The 16,193-nt window shown below is 66.0% G+C and carries 14 protein-coding genes and 1 tRNA gene; 6 read left to right on the top strand and 9 right to left on the bottom strand.

Annotated elements, in window-relative coordinates; all coding sequences use genetic code 11:
• Window positions 1-72: 72 nt before the first annotated feature.
• Both ACMZ91_RS10560 and ACMZ91_RS10555 read left to right on the top strand, forming a co-directional pair.
• Window positions 73-888 carry an AraC family transcriptional regulator gene (locus ACMZ91_RS10560; RefSeq protein WP_032127095.1) on the top strand — a complete coding sequence of 272 codons (816 nt, stop codon included), beginning with the start codon at window positions 73-75 and terminating at the stop codon, window positions 886-888.
• Window positions 889-993: 105 nt separating this feature from the next.
• A complete protein-coding gene (locus ACMZ91_RS10555; protein ID WP_414577030.1) occupies window positions 994-1,665 on the top strand; it encodes a VOC family protein in 672 nt (223 codons plus the stop codon).
• Window position 1,666: 1 nt separating this feature from the next.
• On the opposite strand, the gene ACMZ91_RS10550 is transcribed toward ACMZ91_RS10555, so the two are convergent.
• From ACMZ91_RS10550 to ACMZ91_RS10540, 3 genes are all read right to left on the bottom strand, one after another.
• Entirely contained in the window at window positions 1,667-3,007 is a 1,341-nt protein-coding gene (locus tag ACMZ91_RS10550; RefSeq protein ID WP_414577042.1) for a TPM domain-containing protein, read from the bottom strand.
• A 68-nt stretch (window positions 3,008-3,075) separates the two neighbouring features.
• A complete protein-coding gene (locus ACMZ91_RS10545; protein ID WP_414577028.1) occupies window positions 3,076-4,914 on the bottom strand; it encodes a M3 family metallopeptidase in 1,839 nt (612 codons plus the stop codon).
• A 73-nt stretch (window positions 4,915-4,987) separates the two neighbouring features.
• Window positions 4,988-5,500 carry a hypothetical protein gene (locus tag ACMZ91_RS10540; RefSeq protein ID WP_414577027.1) on the bottom strand — a complete coding sequence of 171 codons (513 nt, stop codon included), beginning with the start codon at window positions 5,498-5,500 and terminating at the stop codon, window positions 4,988-4,990.
• A gap of 82 nt (window positions 5,501-5,582) precedes the next feature.
• Here ACMZ91_RS10540 and ACMZ91_RS10535 point away from each other — a divergent pair, with 82 nt between their 5' ends.
• Window positions 5,583-6,209, top strand: coding sequence for a YiiX/YebB-like N1pC/P60 family cysteine hydrolase (locus tag ACMZ91_RS10535; protein WP_049461704.1), 627 nt, complete (start codon window positions 5,583-5,585; stop codon window positions 6,207-6,209).
• 51 nt (window positions 6,210-6,260) lie between these two features.
• On the opposite strand, the gene ACMZ91_RS10530 is transcribed toward ACMZ91_RS10535, so the two are convergent.
• The 3 genes from ACMZ91_RS10530 to ubiA all read right to left on the bottom strand — a co-directional run bounded on the left by ACMZ91_RS10530 (window position 6,261) and on the right by ubiA (window position 9,295).
• The gene (locus ACMZ91_RS10530) at window positions 6,261-6,437 is read right to left on the bottom strand and encodes a hypothetical protein (RefSeq protein WP_239501119.1); all 177 of its coding nucleotides are present in this window, start codon (window positions 6,435-6,437) and stop codon (window positions 6,261-6,263) included.
• Between the two features lie 272 nt (window positions 6,438-6,709).
• Window positions 6,710-8,134 (bottom strand): short-chain fatty acid transporter, encoded by a 1,425-nt coding sequence (locus tag ACMZ91_RS10525; protein ID WP_180862767.1) that lies wholly within the window; start codon window positions 8,132-8,134, stop codon window positions 6,710-6,712.
• A 267-nt stretch (window positions 8,135-8,401) separates the two neighbouring features.
• A complete protein-coding gene (gene ubiA, locus ACMZ91_RS10520) occupies window positions 8,402-9,295 on the bottom strand; it encodes a 4-hydroxybenzoate octaprenyltransferase (RefSeq protein WP_097049961.1) in 894 nt (297 codons plus the stop codon).
• Window positions 9,296-9,444: 149 nt separating this feature from the next.
• Between ubiA and ACMZ91_RS10515 the strand changes: the two genes are divergently transcribed.
• The 3 genes from ACMZ91_RS10515 to ACMZ91_RS10505 all read left to right on the top strand — a co-directional run bounded on the left by ACMZ91_RS10515 (window position 9,445) and on the right by ACMZ91_RS10505 (window position 10,773).
• Window positions 9,445-9,521 (top strand) — tRNA-Arg (locus ACMZ91_RS10515).
• Window positions 9,522-9,658: 137 nt separating this feature from the next.
• Complete coding sequence (locus tag ACMZ91_RS10510) at window positions 9,659-10,363, top strand: DUF433 domain-containing protein (protein ID WP_277778687.1); 705 nt, start codon at window positions 9,659-9,661, stop codon at window positions 10,361-10,363.
• Complete coding sequence (locus tag ACMZ91_RS10505; protein ID WP_033832463.1) at window positions 10,360-10,773, top strand: DUF5615 family PIN-like protein; 414 nt, start codon at window positions 10,360-10,362, stop codon at window positions 10,771-10,773. Before ACMZ91_RS10510 ends, ACMZ91_RS10505 begins: the two co-directional genes overlap by 4 nt.
• A 12-nt stretch (window positions 10,774-10,785) precedes the next feature.
• Here ACMZ91_RS10505 and ACMZ91_RS10500 read toward each other — a convergent pair whose 3' ends face one another.
• The 3 genes from ACMZ91_RS10500 to ACMZ91_RS10490 all read right to left on the bottom strand — a co-directional run bounded on the left by ACMZ91_RS10500 (window position 10,786) and on the right by ACMZ91_RS10490 (window position 16,065).
• On the bottom strand, window positions 10,786-11,493 hold the full coding sequence (locus tag ACMZ91_RS10500) for a DKNYY domain-containing protein (RefSeq protein ID WP_414577023.1): 708 nt from the start codon (window positions 11,491-11,493) through the stop codon (window positions 10,786-10,788).
• A 175-nt stretch (window positions 11,494-11,668) separates the two neighbouring features.
• Window positions 11,669-13,024 (bottom strand): Gfo/Idh/MocA family protein, encoded by a 1,356-nt coding sequence (locus ACMZ91_RS10495; RefSeq protein ID WP_106469419.1) that lies wholly within the window; start codon window positions 13,022-13,024, stop codon window positions 11,669-11,671.
• Between the two features lie 65 nt (window positions 13,025-13,089).
• Window positions 13,090-16,065: a TonB-dependent receptor domain-containing protein gene (locus tag ACMZ91_RS10490; RefSeq protein WP_414577021.1), complete on the bottom strand. Its 2,976-nt coding sequence runs from the start codon at window positions 16,063-16,065 to the stop codon at window positions 13,090-13,092.
• Window positions 16,066-16,193 lie beyond the last annotated feature (128 nt).

The raw sequence follows: 16,193 nt of genomic DNA, 5'->3' as shown, positions 1-16,193 counted from the left end.
GCGCAAGAACTGCTAAACGAAGCGCCACGCGATCCGCTACTGTGCCCGGCATTGGATTCGGGGAACGGAAGGATGAGCGCGGCAGGCAAGGCGTTGTGGTACATCGAAACCCATGCGGACCGGCCATTGGCACTGGCCGATATTGCCGCCGCAGCGGGGCTTTCGCCGTTCCATCTGTCGCGCCTGTTCCAGGCCCGCACCGGCACCTCGGTGGTGCGTTATCTGCGGGGACGGCGCCTGACCGCTGCCGCGCAGCGGCTGGCCAACGGGGCGGGCGACATCCTGCAGGTGGCACTGGGCGCGGGCTACACCACCCATGCCGCGTTCACCCGCGCCTTCAGCGAACAGTTCGGGCAGACCCCGGAGCGGGTACGCGAACAGGGCACCGATGGGCTGGCGCTGGTGCAGGCGATCCGCGTGGACGATGCGCCGACTGCCTGCGGTGAAGCGCCGCGCCTGCTCGATACCCCTGCCTTCCAGGTCGCGGGTATCGGCATGCGGCATACCCGCGACAGCGGCGGTGCGATACCCGGACAGTGGGCGCAGCTCAACCGGGAATGGCCGACGCCGGCGCCGATCAGCTTCGGCGTGTGCTGCAACAGCGATGACGACGGCGGCTTCGACTACATCGCCGCGCTGCCGGCCAGCGCGGTGCCGAGCGTACCTGCGCACTGGCAACGCGTGGACATTCCGCCGCGTCGCTACCTGGTGGCCTGGCACGGCGGGCACATCTCGACCATCCGCTCGACCTGGTTCTGGCTGCTGGATCACTACCTGCCCGGCTCCGGGCTCAGCCTGGCCGATGCCCCCGATCTGGAACGCTACGACATGCGTTTCGATGAGCACAGCGGCAACGGCGGCGTGGAAATCTGGCTACCAGTGGAGTGATCTTCGAGCGCGGCACCCACCGTAACGAATCGTTGCGCCCGCGGTGACACCCACGCAATCCCGCCAGGTCTACACTCGGTGCATGCGCTCCACGGAGGATCGATCATGCGCCTGCTTCACCTCACCCTCCCGGTGTCCGACGTCACCACCATCGCTGCATATTTCCACGACGTGCTGCAGCAGCGCGTGGTCGGCAATCATGTGCACATCGGCTGGAGCACGATCGAACTGCAGCCGGCAGCTGATCATCCGGTCGGTGGCGTGCACCTGGCCTTCAACGTACCGGACAACCGCTTCAGCGAGGCGATGACCTGGTTGCGTGAGCGCACGCCGCTGCAACGCAATCCGGCGGGACTGGACTACTTCGCGCTGGAGAGCAGCTGGCAGTCGCAGTCGGTGTACTTCACTGGCCCTGACGGCCTGATCCTGGAACTGATCGGCCGCCGCCGTTTGCCGGCCAGCGCGCGCGAAGGTGCGTTCCACGGCAGCGAACTGACCTGCCTGAGCGAAGTCGGCCTGCCCAGCCACGATGTCGACGCTGTGCGCGAACAGTCCAGCCTGCGGTTCGGCCTGCAACCGATCAGCCCGCCGTCGCCGCAGTTCGCGCCGATGGGCGACGATGAGGGCCTGCTGATCGTGGTTGCGGCGGATCGTCGCTGGTTCCCCGAGCAGAAGGACCTGCCGAACGCGCGCGGCTTGCAGCTGCAGGTCGGCGACGTGGCCGGCCCGGGTGTTGTGGAGGACGCCTCGCTCGGCTGGCGGGTGCAGGCGACCTGAACTACCAGCTGCCGGACGCGCCGCCGCCGCCGCTGCTGCCGCCGCCTCCAGACCAGCTGCTGGAACTGCTCGACGACGAACTCGACGAGGATGACGAACGGGACGACGTGCGTTCGCGGGATGATGAAGCCCGGCCACGTGCGCGCTCGCCCGGCAGCATGGTGAACAACCACACGAAGTACAGCAGTACGCCACATACCCCGGACACGATCATCGCCAGCAATCGTGGATCGTCACCTTCGGCACGATGGATCGCCAGCAACGCGCCCGCGGCATAGCCGAGGGTCAACAGCACCAGCACCGTCATGCGCACGATGAAGCTGCTGCGGTTCTTCTTCCAGCGTGTGCGGCAGGCCTGCACCAGCAGGAACACCATCAGGGCAACAACGCCCGCAGCGACCTGCAGCAGCAGGTGCCGGGCCAGGCTCGGTGGCAGCTGGCCACGCAGCAGCGCCTGCACAAGGAAGAGCACGCTGAGCATCAGCATCCCGCACAGCACGATGCGCACACCTCGGCTGCGGCGCCAGCACCAGCCCAGCAGGGCAGCCACCGGCACACCCAGCGCCAGCACGAAGCACAGGCCCGGCAGCACATGGCGTGGCAGCAGCAGCGCCACGGGGAGCATGCCCGCACCCACAACAGCGGTCACCAGCATCGGGCGCCCCCAGGCCGGCAAGGTCGGCCAGGTTGGTTTTGGTGCCGATGCATTGGCGGCCAGTGCCTTGCGCCGCCGCTCCCGACGGCTGCCGCTGAAATCGTCCTCGGTCTTCGCCGGCGGGAGGGGCGGCGGCGAGCGCCACAGCCCGGCCAGGAAGCCGGCCAGCAGGGTCAACGCCACCACCGAGTCTGCACGTCGCCAGTCCGCAGGCAGCACGTTGCTGGCCGACGGTTCTTCCCATGCCGGCAGGTCCTCGCCATCGATCAGCGCCACCATGATCTTCGTGCCATCGAGCACGCCCTGGTCGACATCGCCCTCACGGAAGCGCGGCACGATCGCGTTGTCGATGATGCGAGCGGCGTACGCGTCCGGTAGTGCTCCTTCCAGGCCATAGCCGGTCTGGATGCGCACGCGGCGGTCCTGCACCGCCACCAACAGCAGCACACCATCGTCGACACCGGCGCGCCCCAGCTGCCACTGATCGAACACCCGCTGTGCATAGGCCTCGATGCCTTCGCTGCCCACGCTGGGTACCACCAGCACCTGCAGCTGTGCACCTTTCCGCGCCTGCAGCTGCAGCGCCTGCCTGCGCAATGTGGCGCGGGTGTCGGCGGACAACGCGTTGGCGGCATCCACCACCGGATCGTCCAGCGCAGGTATCGGGGTGACCGCCGTCGCCGCCATCGGCAGCAGGCACAGCAGCAACAGCAGCCACACGGTGACGGCCGCCTGCTGCAAGGGGCGCGCCGTGTTCACGTACCCTGCCCTGCCTCGATCTGCGCATGCAGCGCCTGCAGCTGCGCCGCCGTCTGGTTGAACACCTGCAGATCGGCATCCACCAGGGCCGCCCAGTCAGGCGCGTGCCCCAGCAGTTGCGCCACCTGCTCGTTCGGCGCGCGGTCGAAGCCCTCGCCAAGCACGGCAAGATAGCGCTCACGGAACCCTTCGGGGTCGCGCTGGTCCTGCACGTACAGCTGCACGGCCAGCAGCCCCGCATACAGGTAGTTCACCAGATAGTTCGGGTCTTCATACATCAGGCGCTTGCCGATCCAGGTGTTGCGCAGCTGCGGGTAGCGCTCCGGTTGCTGGCCGAAGCGCGCCAGCACCTGCCCGGTCAGCGCATCCAGATCATCGGCGGTGCCCAGCGTGCCGGCGGCCACGCCCCGATAGATCGACTGCTCCAGCTGCGCTTCCTCGGAAGAGGTGAACAGCTGCAGCACCATGTCGTCCAGCAGCGATTTCAGGTAATAGGCTTTGGCGCGCGGATCCTCTGCCTGCTGGTACAGCTGGTCGCGGAAGCGCAGCTCGTTGTAGATCGCGAACGCCTCGGTCAGCCACTGGCTGCCATTGCGCTGCAGCGGCGACGCATGACCGCGCTGCATCCACTCGCCGTGCACGGCATGACCGGCTTCATGGGCGATCTCGACGTCGCTTTCCAGATCACCACGGCGCAGGCCAACGAACAGCATTGCCGGCACACCGGGAGCGCTCACCGAGAACGCGTCCTGGCTGCGGTCACCGCGTTCGGTGGCCAGATCCATGCGCTGGTTGGCCGGATCGAGCAGCGCGCGCAGTTCGGCGACGTACGCCGGCCCCAGGTGCTGCATGGCATCGGCGGCGTTGTCACGCAGCTGCGCCAACGTCAGCACTGGTGGCGTATAGCCGGCATCGGGCACGGTGGTATCCCAGATCTGCGGCGCGTCGATGCCGGATCGCGCAGCGTGGCGCAGCAGCATGTCCTGGTAGGCACGGCGGTCCCCAGCGTGCCGTTCGATCGCCACCAGCGTTGCATCCACTGCGGCAGTATCCAGGCCCATGCGCTGGTAGCCATATGCCGGCGCCGAGCCGTCACCCTGCAGGCGTGCGGCGGCGTCATTCACCTGCACCAGCCCCAGCAGCACCGAGGCCATCGGCTCACGGCGCGAGTGCAGCCCCTGCCAGTAGCCCTTCCAGCCGGCCTCGCGCAGGGGGCGGTCGGGCTGCTGGGCCAGCAGCTGCTTGTCGCGTCCGGTGTCCCAGTGACGACCGCCGTGCTCGATCTGCGGATACTCGGCGCTGCGCAGGATCTGCCCGCGCAGGCGCGCGAAGCTGTCCAGCGCCGGATCGGCCAGTGCCTCCACGGCCTCATCAAGCGCGGCGTTGGCCGGGGTGGCAGCGTCCTTCAGCGCCCGAGTGCGCAGGAAGCCATACGGCGCTACCCACGCCGCATCTGCGGGCGCCTCGCGCAGTGCGGCGCGACCACTGCGAGCGATGCGGCTGCACAGCCCCATTGCCTGCTCCATCGCCTGTGCCGGGCGAAGATCGCGCGCGTTGCGGGCGGACTGCAGATGCAGGTAGCCGAGATGACGCAGGCACTGCGCCTCCAGTGCCTCGGCCTGCTGGAAGCGTTCCGCCGGTGCGAGGGTGGACGCCTGCTGCAGGGCCTCGACGCGCTTGCCCAACGCGTCGCGCGCGGTCTGTTCGGACGCGGCGCTGGCGAAGTAGGTGCGGTCATCGGCATGCACCGACTGTGCCTGCGCGCCGCTGAACGGGACTATCGCCAATACGGCGGCAATGGCGGCGGTGGTGGTGCGCTTCCTGAAAGCCTGCATTGGCGTCTCCCTGCCTGGACCAGGGATCGAGCCTAGCAGCCGCTGGCCCGCCGCGCCTGTGCCGGATCAGCCATCAGATCGACTCATCCTCACGCTTGACCAGCGTCCAGCACGGCGCCTGCGCAAAGGTATAGGTCTGCTGGTCGCTGCTGTCCGGCGTGCGGATCTGCACCTGCCGCTGTCCATCGGCCAGGGGGCTGACCTGCATTTCGCGGCCCTGCCCGGCCAGTGCGGCGGGATCAGGCATCACCGGCCACTCGACATCGGCCCGCGCCAGCCGGCTTTCCACCTTGCGCGGTTCCGGCTCGGCCTCGGCATCGATGTAGCTGTCCAGCAGCGGATCGGCGGTGGCCTTTTCCTGCAACGCGATCTCGTTGCCGAAATGCTTCAGGAACGCATCGAAGTCCGGGTAGAGGCATTCACCGCGTGCAGCCACAGCTGTGGGCTCGGCGGGGGTGGTCGCCGGCGCCGCTGCGGTAGGTGAGGCTTCGGTCGCGGTATGCGGTGCCTGCGGCGCTGGCGCGCAGGCTGCCAGCACCGCGCTACAGGCAAGCATCAACGGTGCGGCAGAACGGTATCGACACATGGGCTCATCCTGAATCCGGTCCGGTCGCTCCATGCTACCGCGCACCCTACAATTCAGGCATTCCGCCTGTCCGAGAGTCCTCATGCATCGCCTCCTGCTCCTGATCGGCCTGCTGCTGCCCGCCCTGTGGCCGGCGGTGGCGAGGGCCGTCGATGTCCACGAAGGCGACCTTCTGTTCGTCACCGCCGGCCGCAGCGGTCTCAGTGCGGCCATCGACGATGCCACCGGCAAGCAGGGCGCGCCCAGCTTCGATCACGTCGCGCTGGTCGCCTCCGCGCCGAAGGGCTGGGAGGTATTGCATGCAGACGAGAAAGGATCGCGCCGGCAATCGCTGGTCGAATTCCGCCAGGAAGCGCGCGCCAAGCAGCGGCAGATCGTGGTCTATCGCCTGCGCGCGCCGCAGCAGGCAGCGATCAGGGATGCGGTCGCCACCGCGCGCACGATGCTGGGCAAGCCGTACAACACGTCGTATGTGTTGAACGAGGACAGCTACTACTGCTCGGACTTCATCGAACGCGCCTTCCGTGCGCACCACGTGTTCGCATTGCAGCCGATGAATTTCCGTAACCCGCAGACCGGGGAGATCGCCCAGCGCTGGGTGGATCTGTACCGCGGCATGGGCATGGACGTGCCGCAGGATCAGCCCGGCACCAATCCGAACGACATGTCGGCGGCGCCGGTGTTGCAGCGCATCGGCATGCTGGAATAAGCAAAGCCCCGCACGGGGCGGGGCTTCGCATCACTGGAGCTGGTAGCGAGGTCACTCTTCCTCGTCCTGCCCACCCTGCTGCTGGTTGCGCTGGTTGCGCTGCTGCTGTTCCTGCTGCTGTTCCTGCTGCTGTTGCTGCTGCTGGTCGCGGCCACGACCCTGCTGCTGATCCTGCTGGTTCTGCTGGCCCTGCTGCTTCTGGTTCGGGTTCTGGTTCTGCTGTGCCATGTCCGATCTCCAAAGCCACTCGCGGAATGCGGTGGACGTGGCCATCGTCTGCAGCGAATGGTTAATCACGCGTGGGTGCGCGGCTACATCCGCGTGTACGCCTGTGAATGAACGCGCAGAAGCCCTTGTGGCACAAGCGGCTGAAGGATTCATGCGGGTTCGGCATGTGCTCATGCCATCGTCAGCCTGCACGCATTCATGGCGTTCGCCGCCGGAAACACGCGCTGAACAAGGTTGGCTTCCCAACGCACGCAGGGAAGCCAACCCTGCATTCAGGGCATCACGGGCGGCACATAGGCCAGGGTCATGCCCAGCAGCCACAGCAGGCCCAGCACCAGCGGAATGTGCACCAGCAGCTGGATGAAGGTGAAGCCCACGATGTCGCGTGCCTTCAGGCCCAGCACGCCCAGCAGCGGCAGCATCCAGAACGGGTTGATCAGGTTCGGCAGCGCTTCGGCCGCGTTGTAGACCTGCACCGCCCAGCCCAGGTGTGCCTTCAGTTCATTGGCGGCCTGCATCACGTACGGCGCCTCGATGATCCACTTGCCACCGCCGGAGGGCACGAAGAAGCCCAGCACCGCCGAATAGACGCCCATCACCAGCGCGAAGGTATCGGTGCTGGCCACGTGCACGAACAGGCTCGACAGGCGGTGCGCCAGTGTCTGCCCGTCGCCGCCAGCAGCATGGGTGAGGATCATCGCGATGCCACCGTACAGCGGGAACTGGATCAACACGCCGGTGGTGCTGGGCACCGCCTTGGCCACCGCGTTGAGGAAGCTGCGCGGCCGCCAGTGCAGCAGCAGGCCCAGCGAAATGAACAGGAAGTTGTAGGTGTTGAGGTTGGCGATGGCAGTGACCACCGGCTTGCTGGCGAACTCGTTGAACAGCCAGCCGAACGCCAGCAGCGAGAGCAGCACGGTCAGCAGCGGGCTGTATTCCAGCCATTCGCCCGGGCGCGTGCGTCGCTGCAGCGGTTCCGGCTCGGCCTGCGCAGCGCCTGGGAACTCCTCGGCAGTACGCGCACTGCCGGCAGCCGGTGCGGTCAGCCAGGCGATCAGCAGCGAGACCAGGATCAGCACTGCAGTCAGCGCAATCGACTGCCACAGGAAAATGGTTTCGGTGAACGGCAACACGCCGGTGATCTCCACCAGCCCCGGCGGCATGCTGGCCGGGTTGGCCTGCAGCTGTGCGGCCGAGGAACTCAACCCCATGGCCCACACCGCGCCCAGGCCAAGATATGCCGACGCACCGGCGGCGCGGTAGTCCATGCGCAGTTCGGTGCGGCGGGCCAGCGCGCGCACCAGCAGGCCGCCGAACACCAGCGAGAAGCCCCAGCTGAGCAGCGAGGCGAGCATGCTGACCAGGCCCACGTACACCACCGCACCGCGTCCGGTGCGCGGCACCCGGGCCAGGAAGTCGATGAAGCGTGCAACCACCGGTGCGGTTGCCACGGCGTAGCCACCGATGACCACGAAGGCCATCTGCATGGTGAAGGGGATCAGGCTCCAGAAGCCGTCACCGAAGGCGCTGGCAGTGGCCTGCGGAGTCGAGCCGAAGCCCATCGCGGCCACCGCGACGATGACCACGCCCAGCACCGCGAACACGTACGCATCGGGGAACCATTTTTCCGCCCAGGCGGCCGAGCGCAGCGCAGCGCGCGCCATCCAGCCGTCCTGTACTGCTGCCGTCGAGGCCATCGCCTACCCTCCCAGGTTCGATGGATCGATTCTGGGCGGTGGGGTGCAGGCTGTCTGCCACCTATTGGTCGTAGGTGGCGGAATGGTAGTGCCGGCCGCTGGCCGGCAACCTCGGGTTCGCGCACGGGTGCAGCCGGCCAGCGGCCGGCTCTACCAAACTCAAGGATCGTCGTAGGTGGCGGGATGGTAGTGCCGGCCGCTGGCCGGCAACCTCGGGACCGCATACGGGTGCAGCCGGCCAGCGGCCGGCTCTACCTCACCCTGGGCTCAACGCAGCGCCAGGTCCACGGCGATGCCGGCGAACAGCGCGGCACCCACCCAGTTGTTGTGCAGGAACGCCTTGAAGCACGGGCCGCGCTCGCGGTTGCGGCAGATCCAGAACTCGTACACCACCAGAACGGTGGCCACCGCCACGCCGGCCAGGTAGTACCCACCCAGCCCGCCGCGCACGCCGACCAGCGCCATGGTGGCCAGGAACAGCGCGTACAACACGCCCTGGATGACCAGGTCGAGGTCACCAAACAGGATCGCGGTGGAGTGCGAGCCCATCTTCAGGTCGTCCTCGCGGTCGACCATGGCGTACCAGGTGTCGTAGGCGGTGGACCACAGGATGTTGCCGGCATACAACAGCCAGCCCAGCAGCGGCACCTCGCCCTGCACGGCGGCGAACGCCATCGGGATGCCCCAGCCGAACGACATGCCCAGGTAGACCTGCGGCAGATGGGTATAGCGCTTCAGGTACGGGTAGCTGGCGGCCAGGAACACGCCGATGAAGCTCAGGCCGATGGTCAGCCCGTTCAGGGTCAGCACCAGGCCGAAGGCCACCAGCATCAGCACCGCGAACAGTGCCAGCGCGGCACGGCCGCTGATTGCGCCGGTGGCCAGCGGACGGGCCTTGGTGCGCTCCACATGCGGGTCGAGCCAGCGGTCGGCGTAGTCGTTGATGACGCAACCGGCCGAGCGGGTCAACCACACGCCGGCGGTGAACACGAACAGCGTCCACAGCGGCGGCAGGCCGCCGGCAGCCAGCCACAACGCCCACCAGGTGGGCCACAGCAGCAGCAACGTGCCGATCGGGCGATCAGCGCGCATCAGACTCCAGTAATGCCGCCAACGCGGCGTCGCCGGCGACTGCGGCGAAGTGAGGGGGGTATCAGCCATGGCGATAGGATACTCCTGCCCCTCCGGCAGGGCTTTGCCGGTGGGGGGAGATTTGTTCGGCGAAACTGGATAGAATGCCCGTCCCGCACCGCTTCATGGCGCTGCGACGCCCGCCCCGGCACTGGCCGACGGCGCGGCGGTTCTACAACGCGCCCGTAGCTCAGCCGGATAGAGTAGTGGCTTCCGAAGCCATTGGTCGGGGGTTCGAATCCCTCCGGGCGCGCCATCTTCTTGTCGGCTTCGGCCTGCCAATCACCGGGCAGATTCGCCCGCGCATGTCTCCGTTCTCAGTTTATGAGTCCCGCAGGGCGCAGAATGTGATTCTGTACTCCAGCTCCATTTGGATTGAGTAGACTCGGCGCCATGGGTATCGCCTTGCCAGCACAGGACAGCCTCGGCGTCGGTCTCTATTCCTACGCCGATGCTGCGCGCTTCATTGGCGGCAGCTCGTCGGAACTGCGCCGGTGGCTGAAGGGCTATCAGGGTCGGAAGCACGGGAATCCGGAAGCCCACCCTCCCCTGTGGAAGTCGCAATGGGCCGATTCAGAGATCGACGGCATTGGCTTTCGCGATCTGATCGAGCTGCGCTTCGTCCGCACATTCGTCGCATGTGGCGTGCCACTCAACCTGGTGCGGCGAACCATTGTCGAGCTGAACGAGCGGCTCGGTAAGGAGTACCCCTTCACCAGCACGAGCTTCAAGACTGATGGGCGCCGCATTTTCATGGAGCTCGTGGGCGACAGCGGCGATGCAGCACTGGTGGATGTGGTGAAGCGCCAGGACGTGATGCGCAAGGTCATCGCACCTTCGCTGCGTGACGGCATCGAACTGGGCATCGATGATCGTGCCGAACGATGGTTCCCACTGAAGGGATCCCGTGCGGTGGTATTTGATCCACAGCGCAGTTTTGGTCAGCCCATCCTTGCCGAATCGGGCGTTCCTACCATCGCCATTGTCGAGGCGCTGCGCGCCGAAGGTGGCGACGAGCGTCGCGTGGCCAAGCTGTATGACCTATCTCTGACTGCAGTGAAGAAAGCACTGCAGTTCGAGAATCGAGCCGCGCGTTGAAGGCGCAGATCGATGAGAATCTTCCGCCCGCGCTGGCCCGGGCCATCGACGCCATTGCAGGAACGGACGAACACGAAGTCTTCCACGTAAGGGAGTTCGTGATGCCCGGCACTACTGACCTGGAGCTCTTCGACGCGGCCACCCAGCGTGGCATCCGCGTACACGTTACCCAGGACCATCATCATCGCAAGCCCGCAGAGCGCGAGGCGATCGCACGCCTCGGCCTGACCGTATTCGTTCTGGCCAAGGGCTGGAGCACGTTCAACCACTACGAGCGCGCAGCGCGGCTTCTGGAGTGGTGGCCCAAGATGATGCAGCAGGCCGAACTCGTGCAACCTGGTGCAATGTTCCGCGTACCGCATGCCAGGGCGTCCGGGGGGCGGCTGACGCAGATCAAGGTGTCACGGTAGCCGCTTCGCGCGTCAACCCTCTTCATCCGTGAAACCATGCTGTGCACGCAGCATCGGGTCGGTCTCGATCATGAACATATGGAACAGGTGTTTATGGTCCCGCGACCAGCTCCCCTGCAACAGACGCCACGACGCCACATCTACGCGCGGCAGCTTCCGTTCCAAGTAGTAGACACAGCTGCCATCGCCCGAGAAGTGTCCGTCCAGCAGCCGCCAGCGCGCGTGATCCACGCCGGGCAGAGGCTTCCCGTCGCAGTAGACGCTGCTGTCGTCAACGGCGTACAGCGGGTCCTGCGGGATTGTCTGCAGCAGGTCGCCGCGCAGGCAATGCTTCATGCGTCGGCCGCAGTACCAGCCGCCGTGATCGTCGGCACCGTAGCCGCCGCCCATACTGCGGAAAGTGGCGCAATTGGCTTCGGCCAAGGCTTTCAGCGAAGTCTCGTATTCGAAGTAGACATTGCGCTTGTCCAGCCAGTAATCGCCGCACTGGCGGAAGCTGTCGCGGTCAATCGCAGGCAGGCGGGTCCAGGCGTGGTAGACGGCGTGCGAATCGCGCGCGATGAAATAGTGCTCGGGGATGAACTCGAAACTGGCCGCGTCGGCCTTGCGCAGCAACCGGCCCTGGTGGAAGACTTGGCCTTCGTGGATTCGCCAGAATTCGGTGCCGTAGGGGCCGACGAATCGCTGGTCAGGAAGTTCGCTGATCTTCTGCCATGGCATGGTATGGGGCTCCGCCAACGGCGGGGCCGTTAGTTTAATGCGGTCGGCGGGAAAGACAGCCGGGCGTGGGTTCGGCTCTACGGGTGCCAATGCACCGATGCAGACAGCAACGCCGGGCATGGCCCGGCGTTGTGTTCAAAGCAGTCGAGCATGGCTCGACTCTACACAGAGCAGATCAGTACTTCCCATCAAACGCAAAGATAGGCTTGCGCTGCTTCCACGCACCAGCAGTAAAGTCCGGGAACTCCAGGGTCTGGAAGCTGTTGGCGATCGACTGCTCGCTCAGCGGGGTGATCGCGCTCCAGGTCACTGCGTCATAGATGTCGATCGGCATCGGTGCCTTGGCCTTCAGCGCTTCCACGAACGCATGGATGACGAACCAGTCCATGCCACCATGACCAGCGCTGGCAGCAGTCTCGGCATTCTGCTTCCACAGCGGGTGTTCGTACTCGTCCTGGTACTTCTTGAACTCCTCCCACTGGTGCGGCGGGCTGCGGCCTTCGATGTGGATCGAATGGTTCACATCCATCCACAGGCCCTTGGTGCCCTGCACGCGGAAGCCCATCGAGTACGGGCGCGGCAGCGAGGTGTCGTGCTGCAGCAGGATGGTCTCGCCGTTCTCGCAGGCCAGCGTGGTGGTCACGATGTCGCCCAGCTTGAACTTCACCTTGGTGCTGGGATGGGTGGTGCCGCCACTCTTGGCCACGGTGTATTCGTGCAGGCCGCGCGCCTTGGTCGCAAAGGCGTTGATGTGGGTGAAGCGGTTGCCACGGTTGATGCCGGTATACATCGCGCACGGGCCGATGCCGTGGCTGGGATACAGCTCACCGTTGCGCTCGACCGAATGCTCGGTGCGCCAGCGGGCTTCGCTCCAGCCCTTGGGACCGAATTCCACGCCGCTGTCGTAGGGCTGGTTCGGGTCACCGGAATTGAACTTCACGCCGCGCAGGTCGTGCTGGTAGCCGGCCTGCAGGTGCACCAGCTCGCCGAACAGGCCCTGGCGCACCATCTGCAGCGCGGCCATCACGTCGCGGCGGTAGCAGACGTTCTCCAGCAGCATGTAGGGCGTGCCGGTACTCAACTGGGTCTTCAACACGTCCCAGTGGTCCTGCAGGGTGATGCCGGCCACTACTTCACAGCCCACTGCCACGCCGGCCTGCATCGCGGCAATCGCCATCGGCGCGTGGTACTCCCACGGTGTGGCGATGATCACGCCATCGATGCCCTTCTGTTCCAGCAGGCGCTTCCAGGCATTGGTGTCGCGATCCTGGCCATAGGTCTTCGGGGCCGGCTTGCCGGCCTTGCTGACCATCTCCACGGCGCGGCCGAGCATGATCGGCTCGATATCGCAGACGGCGACAACCTCGACGTCATCGCGGCGCACCAGTTCCTTCAGCAGCACCAGGCCACGCATGCCGGTACCGATCATGGCCAGGCGCACCTTGCGCCCGCGTGCCCAGGCCGGGGTCTGCGGCAGCAGGCTGCTGGCGGCGACAGCGGCGCTGGCCGCGATGAATTCCCTACGCTTCATGGCAAACATCTCTCCTCTTGGCAGCGTGCCGACCGAAGCCGGCACGCCAGGTCACGCAAACGGAATTACTTGAACCGGTAACCGACAGTCACACTGTAACCACGACCGAAGATCGTTGCGTAGTCACTGGAGTCACCCAGGAAGCTGTTCGGGTCGTAGAACGGCAGGCGGTTGAACAGGTTCTTGACGGTGAAGCTCAGGTTCCACGCATCATCCGGGCGCCAGGTGACGCTCATGTTGGCGGTCCACCACGACGGTGCACCGTCGCACTTGCTCTTCTGCAGGGCCAGGTAGCCGCCGGTGCAGGTTTCCTTGTTGTTGCTCACCTCATCAACCTGGTCGGTGGCCCACTTGGTGCCGCCCACGTAGTTGACGAACATGCTGGTGGTGACCTGCTTGTAGGTCCAGTCGGCGTTGAGCGTGGCACGCAGGCGCGGGTTGTTGTAGTAGCCCACCACGTCGCCGTAATACCAGCCGCTCGCTTCGTCCATGTAGAAGCGGTTGCGGTTGGCGATGGTGGCAGCCAGACCGATGTTCAGGTTGCCCCAGTCACCCAGCGAGAAGCGGCTGCGCGCATCGATGTCGAAGCCGTCGATCAGCGTCTTGCCACGGTTCTTGTACTGGCCCACCACGCTGGCCACGTTGCCGGCGGAATAGCCTGGCAGTGCCGACGGGCAGTTCACGCCGCTGGCCGGGTCGGCACACATCGCCGCCAGCTGCGCCAGGTTGGCCCGGTCGCTGTCGGTGATCGGCGAACGCGACGAGGAGATGATGTCTTCCATGCGGCGGTAGTCCGGCGCGACGATTTCATTGTCGCGGTAGATGAACCAGTAGTCGGCCGACACCGACAGCCAGGTTGCCGGCTCGTAGACGAAGCCGAGGGTGGCGATCTTCGCCTTCTCCGGCTTCAGGTCCTTGTTCGGCTGGGTCATGCGGGCCACGGTGCGACTGCAATCGACGTTCAGCATGGTCTTGCCCAGATCGACATCGCCCGGCCGCTGCGACTTCAGCAGCAGGTTGGCGATGGCGTTGGTCTCGTTGCAGCGCAGCTCGTCACGGTAGCCGCCGAGCTGCGCGAACACGCCGCCGTTGCCGGATTCGGCCAGGCTCGGTGCACGGAAACCGGTCGAGTAGGTACCGCGCAGCATCAGCTGATCGAACGCCTGGTACTTGAAGCCGATCTTCGGCGCGACGTTGGCGCTGAAGTTCGGGTACTTGTCCACGCGTACCGCCGCGTCCAGTTCCAGCTTGTCGGTGATCGGCGCCACGGTCTCGGCGAACAGCGCGTAGGTGTTGCGCTTGCCGTCGAACCAGGAGCCGCCCTGCTGGGTGATCAGGCCGTTGGCCGCATCGGCGTTGCCCGGGGTATAGAAGGTCTCACGGCTGGCATTGAAGCCGAACGCGGCACGCATCTCACCAGCCGGCAGCTGGAACAGCGGGCCTTCGATCTTGCCGTCCAGGGTGTGCAGGCGGGTCCACGACTGGATGTCGAAGGTCGGGAACGCTTCACGGATCAGTGCGGCGTTGGCTTCACTGATCTCGCCGAACTTGTACGCCGGGTGATCAGAGATGATCACGCGGCCGGTGCCCGGATCGATCGAGTACGGGCCGAACGCCTTCTCGAAGCCCTTGATGTTGACGTTGATCGTCTGGTACGTGGTGGAGTGCGTACCGGCGCTGGCGAACGCGGTCTCCCAGTTCCAGTCACCCCGGTTGCCACGCGCACCGGCCAGCACGCGGTAGCTCTTGTCGGTGTTGCGCTGGCCGAAGTAGTTCGGGCCGGCATCCTGCAGCAGGTAATTCAGGCCGACCACACCGCCCATCATCGCCTTCATTTCCGGGCTGGCGTGGTTGTACTCGTTGTTCGGGCCCAGGAACGGGTACAGGAACTGGTTGACGGTGTTGCCGGTGTTGCGCGAGAACCAGCTGGTCGGGTTGCCGGTAGTGGTGCCGTAGGTGCGCGGCGTACCGCCGTTGGCGCGCAGGTCGATGTCGGTGTAGGTCGCCTCGGCGAAGATCTCGGTGCTGTCACCGACCAGGAACGTGCCGTTGAGATAGGCGGTGTTGCGCTCGGACTTGGCGCCGGCATCGATCTCGTTGTTCATCCAGGTTTCCCAGACGCAACGCGGACCGGCCGCTTCACTGGTCAGCACGTTCTTGCAGCCCGGCGCAGCCTCCTGCACGCGGCGGCCGGTGACCGGATCGAACGCGAAGTAGCTGCCCGGGTTGAACTCGCCCGGCTTGCTGCCCACGCCCAGGCGCAGGTTGTTGAGGTAATTCGGGTTGTTGACGTAGTACTGGTCGGGGCGCTTGTCGTAGAAATCGCTCAGCGGGATCGCGTCGCGGCGGTACATGTTCACCGCACCGTAGATGTTGAAGCGGTTCTCGGCCAGGTCACCGAAGCCGGCGGTGATGCTGGCCTGGCGTTCGCCGTAGGAGTCGATGCGCGAAGAGGTGTCGTTGGTGAAGCTGACCTCGGCCCCCTGGAAGTTGCGCTTGGTGATCACGTTGATCACGCCGGCCACCGCGTCGGTGCCGTACACCGCCGAGGCGCCGTCGGTCAGCACTTCCATGCGCTCGATGGCCGCGGCCGGAATCGCATCGATGTTGACGAACTGGGTCTGGAAGCCGGCCGGTGCACCGTAGTACGACAGGCGGCGACCGTTCAGCAGCACCAGCGTGCCCTGGGCACCGAGGCCACGCAGATTGGCCTGCGAGGCACCATCGGAACCGGTGAACAGCGAACGCGCGTCCTGCTGCGCCGGGCGGGCGGCCGGCAGGTTGTCGAGCACCTGCAGCAGCGTGCGCGCACCCATGTTCTGGATATCCTGCTTGCTGATCACCTGCACCGGCGAGGCGGTTTCCACGTCGGTGCGGCGGATGTTGGAACCGGTGACCTCGATGCGGGCCAGGTCGGTGGCCTTGTCCTTGCTCTCCTGGGCGAAGGCAGGAACGGCGACCGACAGCAGCACGCCGGCGATGGCCAGCGACAGCGGAGCGATCGAACGACAGGGGGGGCGGTGGTGGCGGGCGGGCAACATCGGGGTTCTCTCCTGGCAGGGGTGCAGCGCAATAAGTGAGCGCGTGGGCGTTCGGCGGGCAAAACGCTCCCGGGCCACGGCCACGAGGGCCGTAGTCGGAATGGGCGGGGGGAGGAGCGGTGTTACGA

Source organism: Stenotrophomonas sp. FR024, from assembly GCF_047500745.2.
GTDB lineage: Bacteria > Pseudomonadota > Gammaproteobacteria > Xanthomonadales > Xanthomonadaceae > Stenotrophomonas > Stenotrophomonas maltophilia_A.
The sequence above is the reverse complement of the archived record's forward strand: the minus strand, read 5'-3'. Positions and strand labels throughout refer to the sequence as shown.